Source organism: Streptomyces coryli (genome assembly GCF_011044975.1).
GTDB classification, from domain to species: domain Bacteria; phylum Actinomycetota; class Actinomycetes; order Streptomycetales; family Streptomycetaceae; genus Streptomyces; species Streptomyces coryli.
The window spans coordinates 63,986-69,985 of sequence record NZ_JAAKZV010000011.1; the positions used below are offsets into that span (position 1 = coordinate 63,986).

6 protein-coding genes are annotated in these 6,000 nt (G+C 71.3%); 3 read left to right on the plus strand and 3 right to left on the minus strand.

Annotated features, from left to right (window positions below; genetic code table 11):
* Positions 1-78: 78 nt before the first annotated feature.
* Both G5C51_RS05020 and G5C51_RS05025 read right to left on the minus strand, forming a co-directional pair.
* A complete protein-coding gene (locus tag G5C51_RS05020; RefSeq protein WP_165232275.1) occupies positions 79-1,497 on the minus strand; it encodes an amidase in 1,419 nt (472 codons plus the stop codon).
* Between the two features lie 149 nt (positions 1,498-1,646).
* Positions 1,647-2,891, minus strand: coding sequence for a styrene monooxygenase/indole monooxygenase family protein (locus G5C51_RS05025; protein WP_165232278.1), 1,245 nt, complete (start codon positions 2,889-2,891; stop codon positions 1,647-1,649).
* Between the two features lie 69 nt (positions 2,892-2,960).
* On the opposite strand from G5C51_RS05025, the gene G5C51_RS05030 reads away from it, so the two are divergent.
* The gene (locus tag G5C51_RS05030; protein WP_165232281.1) at positions 2,961-3,437 is read left to right on the plus strand and encodes an OsmC family protein; all 477 of its coding nucleotides are present in this window, start codon (positions 2,961-2,963) and stop codon (positions 3,435-3,437) included.
* 91 nt (positions 3,438-3,528) lie between these two features.
* Here G5C51_RS05030 and G5C51_RS05035 read toward each other — a convergent pair whose 3' ends face one another.
* Positions 3,529-4,032 carry a hypothetical protein gene (locus tag G5C51_RS05035; protein WP_165232284.1) on the minus strand — a complete coding sequence of 168 codons (504 nt, stop codon included), beginning with the start codon at positions 4,030-4,032 and terminating at the stop codon, positions 3,529-3,531.
* 546 nt (positions 4,033-4,578) lie between these two features.
* Here G5C51_RS05035 and G5C51_RS05040 point away from each other — a divergent pair.
* The gene (locus tag G5C51_RS05040) at positions 4,579-5,118 is read left to right on the plus strand and encodes an endonuclease domain-containing protein (protein WP_165232287.1); all 540 of its coding nucleotides are present in this window, start codon (positions 4,579-4,581) and stop codon (positions 5,116-5,118) included.
* A gap of 255 nt (positions 5,119-5,373) precedes the next feature.
* Positions 5,374-6,000 (plus strand): alanine--tRNA ligase-related protein (locus G5C51_RS05045; RefSeq protein ID WP_240929389.1); only part of this gene is annotated, 627 nt, incomplete at its 3' end.

Genomic DNA, 6,000 nt, shown 5'->3' on the forward strand with positions numbered 1-6,000 from the left:
TCGGGTTGTGGTGAGGGTTTTGAGGTTCGGTGCGGTGCGGCGTGGTGAGGGTTCGTGCGGTGAAAAGCGGTGTGGGGTCTAGGGGTTGAGCGGTGGGCGGCGGTCCGCCCAGGGCCGGGCGGCCTCGATCTGGGCGCAGAGCGACAGCAGCTGCGCCTCGCCCGCGGGGCGGCCCGCGAGCATGACGCCGACCGGGACGCCGTCCGCGGTCCAGTGCAGCGGCAGGCTCGCGGCGGGCTGGCCGGTGGCGTTGTACGCGGCGGTGAAGCAGCTGTAGCCCATCTGCCGCCGGGCCGCCTCCGCCGGCCCTTCCTCCTCGAACCAGCCGGTGGCGTGCGGCAGTACGGCCAGCGTCGGCGCGAGCACCGCGTCGTACGCCGCCATCTTCTGCACCCCGCGGCGGGCCGCGGTCTGCAGCCCGTACAGCGCGTCGTTGTACTGCTCGGCACTCAGCCCGCGCCCGGCCTCCCGCCACCAGCGGGTCAGCGGCCGCAGCTGGTCCTCGTCACCGACCTTCATCTGCAGCGACTGCCCGGCCCACACGCCCATGAAGGGCTTGCGCAGCGAGTCGCCGAAGGGGTTGGCGATCTCCTCGACCTCGTGCCCGAGGGAGGCGAGCAGCGCGGCGGCGGCGCGGTGCGCTTCCAGCGCCTCGGGGTCGACGTCGAGGCCCTCGATCCCGGGGTCCGTGTAGATGCCGATACGCAGCCGGCCCGGCTCGCGCCCGGCGTGGGCGAGGAAGCTCTCGCCGTCCGGCAGCGGCGGCGCCCAGTACGGGTCGCCGGGCTGCGGCACGGCCATGGCGTCGAGCATCGCGGCGGCGTCCCGGACTGTCCGGGACAAGGGGCCCTGGACCGGCATGCCGGTGACGTCGCTGCCGAGCGGGCCGTTGCTGATCCGGCCGCGGGCGGGCTTGAAGCCGACGATCCCGCAGCAGCTGGCCGGGATCCGCAGCGAGCCGCCGCCGTCGCTGCCGTGCGCGAACGGAACGATCTCCGCCGCGACGGCCGCCGCCGCGCCACCGCTGGAGCCGCCCGCAGTGCGGGTGGTGTCCCAGGGGCTGCGAGCGGGGCCGGCGAGGTCGTTGTCCGTATACGCGCTGAGCCCGAACTCGGGGGTGTTGGTCTTCCCGATGCTGATGGTCCCGGCCGCCCGCAGGAGGGCGACCGCGTGCCCGTCGCCGGCCGGGGTGAAGTCGGCGTAGGCGCGGGAGCCGAAGGTGGTGCGCACGCCCGCGGTGGGGTTGAGGTCCTTGATCGCGGTGGGGACGCCGAAGAGCGGCGGCAGCTGGCCGGGGTCCGCGTCCCGGACCTGCTGCTCGGCCTCCTTGGCCTGTGCGCGGGCGGCGTCGGCGGTGACCGTGAGGAAGACGCCGAGCCCTTCCCCGTACCGCTCGGCCCGGTCCAGGTGGTGCTCGACCAGCTCCACGGGACTCACCTCGCGCGCCCGCACGGCGGCCGCCTGTGCCATCGCGTCGAGCTCGTGCAGCTGCGCCATTGCATGCCCTCCTCGCCCAAGGAGCCGGATTCAGTGTCTGGAATCACACCCGTCCGAGGCCCGTCTGTCAATACCGACCAGTTGGTACGGCGGTAACGGTTACGAAATGAGAGCCGCCGCGGAGGGGGCGGCGGCTCTCGCTCCGGGTGTCAGCGCGCCGCGGCGACACGCTCCAGAAACGCCCCGGCAGTCTCCGGCGTGAAGAACCATTCCTCCAGGTCCGCGGGGTCGTCGAAGGCGTTGGCGAAGCGGTCGGCGATCGGCTGGAGTTCGCCGGCCGCGCCGAGGAGCTGGAAGATGTGCTCGGGGGGCGGGGCGAGCATGGCGTTCGACCACTTGGTGGCGGGGGCGGCCAGGTTCCAGTAGCGGTCGAAGGCGGTCTGCATCCAGGCGGCGTCGAAGGGGGCGGTCTCGCCCTGCTCGAGGATGCTGTCCAGGTAGGAGGCCGCGCACTTGCTCGCGTTGTTGGAGCCCTGCCCGGTGATCGGGTCGTTGGCGACGACGGCGTCGGCCACGCCCAGCACCGGGGTGCCGCCCGGGAGTTCGCCGACGGGCTTGCGCACCTCGGGCGCGAAGCCGCCGGCCAGGGTGCTGCCCGCGTCGGTGAGCTCGACGCCGGCGGCGGCGCGCTCGTACTCCCAGGGCACGAAGCTCTTCATCAGGTCGAGGGTGCGGGCGAGGTGCTCGGCCGGCTCCGGCCGGTCGCCGAAGACGTCCAGCGGGCCGCCCGGGACGGCCTCGAAGAAGAGCATGTGGCAGGGGCCGGTGGGGGCCAGGCCCGGGATGACGAAGAGTTCGCCGGCGCCGGGGACGAGATTGCAGCGGACGGCATGCACGTCCGGGTGCTCGGGGCGGGGCTGCAGGCCGTGCACGTAGGCGACGGAGAGGGCGCGCTGCGGGGCTCCGTACGGCGACCGCTCCGGGTCGCGCTCGAAGAGCCCGCCGAGGCCGCCGCGTCCGCTGGCGGCGAGCACGAGGTCGTAGTCGGCGGCGCGCTTGGCCAGCTCGTCCGTGGTGGCCTCGCCGACCTCGACCCGCCCGCCGCGCTCGGCGAACTTCTCCAGCCAGCCCGCGACCTTGACCCGCTGATCGACGGACTCGGCGGGGGCGTCCAGCTTCCCGAGCCAGTCGATGACGCGCTGCCCTTCGGGCCCGGCGACGGAGACCCCGATGCCGCCGACCTGCGGCGCCTGCCCCGCCCAGAAGTCGAGCCCGAGCGCGCGCTCATGCCCGAGGGCGGTGCCGAACATGCACTGGGTGGAGAGAATTCGCCCGCCGCGGATCTCGTCGGCGGTACGGGCGGTGATGAGGGTGACGTCGTACCCGCGCCCCTGCAGGCCGAGCGCGAGCTGGAGTCCGGCGTGACCGGCTCCGACGATGAGTATCTTACGCATGACCAGGGACGATGCCGGGTGCGGGGGCTCCGGTCAACTTTTTCCACAGGCCCTACTAGGCTCGCGCACATGGCGCGCACGCACACGTACGAGACGACCACGGTCTGGACCGGCAATCGCGGTACGGGCACGAGCAGTTACCGCGACTACGACCGCTTGCTGGAGTCGACGGCGGCCGGGGTGCCCCCGCTCCCGGCGAGCTCGGACCCGGCCTTCCGCGGCGACCCGTCCCGCTGGAACCCCGAGCTGCTGCTGGCGGCGTCGCTGTCCCAGTGCCACATGCTCTGGTACCTCCACCTCTGCGCGGTCGGCGGCGTGGTGGTCACGTCGTACCGCGACGCGACGGTCGGCACGATGACGGAGACGGACGACGGGGCCGGCCACTTCACGGAGGTGGTACTCCGCCCGGAAGTGACCGTGGCCGACCCATCGATGGTCGACAAAGCGATCGAACTCCACGGCCCCGCCCACGAGAAGTGCTTCATCGCCCGCTCGGTGAACTTCCCGGTCCGCCATGAGCCGACGGTGACAGTGACGGCGGAATAGCCCTAGCCTGCCTTCCAGCATCCACTGTTGCCCGCCCGCCCCTGAGGAGCGGGCGGGCAACTGGCTTGGGGAGTGGGGTGCGGGGTGTTGGTCAGTCGAGCGGGTCCGGGGTGATCGGGCCGGGCGGGGTGGTGTCGTCCGGCGGGGTCGGCTTCGGGTCCGGCTTGATGATGTCGCCCTCTTCCTTCCACTTGGTGATCTTGCCGTTGCTCCACTTGGTGAGGTGCCAGACGAACTTGCCGTCGAATTCCGTCCACTCCTTGACGACGTAGACACGCTCGTCGGGCTTCGGCTTCGGGGGCTTGATGACATTCGACTTGCCCCTGACCTTCGTGACCTTGCCGTTGGACCAGACGGTTACGTGCCATGTGTACTTGCCGTCGAAGGTGTCGTAGCGCTTGATCACGTAGGGGCGCTTGCCCTTGCCCTTGTTGGGCTTCTTGCCCTGGATCTGGGTGACGGTCTTGCCGCCCGCGGGCTTGGCAGGGGCGTCCGCGTGGGCCATGGCACCCGCGGCCGGGGCAAACGCCAGACCGCCGACGAGGGCCGTGACTACGGCGCCGCGGCGCCAGGAAGACGATGTCGAACGAGACATTTTCACCGCTCCTTGGCGGTGGGGACCTAATGCCTCAAACGTAAGAAACCTGGCATGTGCGGCACATCGATACTTTGGCTCGGATGGGCTTAGGAAGCATCGGCCGTTCGGCCGATCAGTGTGGGCTCGGTCGCGTCGCGGTGAGCGGGTGGCTTGGCATCGGATGGTGACGGCTGCGCTGCCGGGTGGCGGTTGGGGTCGGTGCGGGAAACGGAAGGCTGGCTACGGGAGGAGCGCGGAGGCGGGTCGGCTTGGCTTGCCGGGTGGCGGTTGGCGGTTGGGGATTGGCGGTTGGGGATTGGCAGTCGAGGGCTTGAGGACTCGAGGGCTCGAGGGCGGATGTGGATGCCCCTCCTAGCCGCCGCCCGGCAGGCTCAAGGCGCCCCGCCTCCCCCTCCCTTCCGTAGCCAGCCTTCCGTTTCTGGCACCGCGCCCCAAGGCTCGGCGGCGGCGCGGCCGTCACCATCCGATGCCAAGTCACCCGCACCATCGATCCATCCCGGCGGCCGAGTTCAGTTGTCAGTGCCTCCGCCTAGCATCGAGCGCATGTCACGGCTCTGGTCGTACGCGAACGGGCCGGCCTGCCATGACTGGCAGCCGCCGGATGGGCGGTCGCGTCGTGCCGTGGCCTCGGCGCTCAGCGCTATACGGGAGTGGCAGGCCGGGCGGTGTGCGATCTGCGAGAGCAGCGATAGCAGCAAGAGCCGCGAGTCAGGGGCGCTCGTGGTCGATCATCACCATCCCTCCGGGCTCGTCCGCGGTCTGCTGTGCCACGGCTGCAATACGGCGGAGGGGCGCAGCACCGGGTTCTACGACGAGCCCTACGGGGCGTATCGGCAGCGGCCACCGGCACTGATCGTCGGGCTGACCGAGCGGTATCCGAGCTGGCGGCCCAATGCGTACTACTACGTCCTCGGGGACCCGCCGGACGACCCGGCGCTCGCAGCCAGGGTGCTGGAGCATCTGATACGGCACCCTCCGCGGCGGCCCGGGCGGCCGGTGGAGATACCGGGGCTGCCCGGTGAGTACGTGGTCGGGACCGGGATGCGGGACATCGCGGCGCGGCTCGAGCGTGGTGACCGGTGAGTGCGGGCAGCCCTCTCAATAATCACGGGCCGTCCGTTCGTGATCTTGTTACCGTGGGCCCCATGGAGGTCATCACCCGCAGCACCCGCACCGCGACCGCGCGAGCGCCCCGCTCGCCGGTTGCCGCCGCCTGACCTCCCCCTCTCCAGACACCCCCGGCGACCGGAAACGGATCGCCGGAGTGTTGTGTCGCTCGTAGCCGAGCAGCAATAGCGCGGTCCTTTCCGGTCACCCCGATCCGAAAGGGCACCCGCCATGAGCTCCCCGACCAGCCCGACCGGCCCGGTCAGCCCGACCAACCCGGTCACCCCGCTCACCACCGAGCAGACCGTCGACACCTTCACCCGCTTCTTCCGCGAGCGCGGGCACAGCCTCATCACCGGCAGCACTCTCCTCCCACCCCCGGGTGACCCGGTCCTCTTCACCACCTCCGGCATGCACCCGCTCACCCCGTACCTCGAAGGCCGCCCCCACCCCCTCGGCCGCCGTCTCGTCAACGTCCAGCGCTGCCTGCGCACCACCGACCTCGACGAAGTCGGCGACAGCACGCATCTCACCGTCTTCGAGATGCTCGGCTCCTGGTCGCTCGGGGACTACGGCGGGCCGCAGAGCCTGCGGTGGGGATACGAGCTGCTGCACGAGGGCTTCGGCATCCCGCGCGAGCGGCTGCACGTCACCGTCTTCGGCGGAGACGAACGGCTCGGCGTAAGCGACGTCGACACCGATTCCCTCCACACCTGGCAGGACCTCGGCCTCCCCGTAGAGCTCACCCACGGCGACGAAAACTGGTGGTCGAACGGCCCCACCGGCCCCTGCGGCCCCGACTCGGAGATCTTCGTCTGGACCGGGACCGGGACCGGACCCGACACCACACCCCAAGGC

What these genes read in the sequence shown, in the direction of transcription:
- G5C51_RS05030 (WP_165232281.1), top strand. Translation starts at nt 2,961, where the DNA reads ATGGCGCGCACGCACACGTACGAGACGACCACGGTCTGGACCGGCAAT.
- G5C51_RS05040 (WP_165232287.1), top strand. Translation starts at nt 4,579, where the DNA reads ATGTCACGGCTCTGGTCGTACGCGAACGGGCCGGCCTGCCATGACTGG.
- G5C51_RS05025 (WP_165232278.1), bottom strand. Translation starts at nt 2,891, where the DNA reads ATGCGTAAGATACTCATCGTCGGAGCCGGTCACGCCGGACTCCAGCTC.
- G5C51_RS05020 (WP_165232275.1), bottom strand. Translation starts at nt 1,497, where the DNA reads ATGGCGCAGCTGCACGAGCTCGACGCGATGGCACAGGCGGCCGCCGTG.
- G5C51_RS05035 (WP_165232284.1), bottom strand. Translation starts at nt 4,032, where the DNA reads ATGTCTCGTTCGACATCGTCTTCCTGGCGCCGCGGCGCCGTAGTCACG.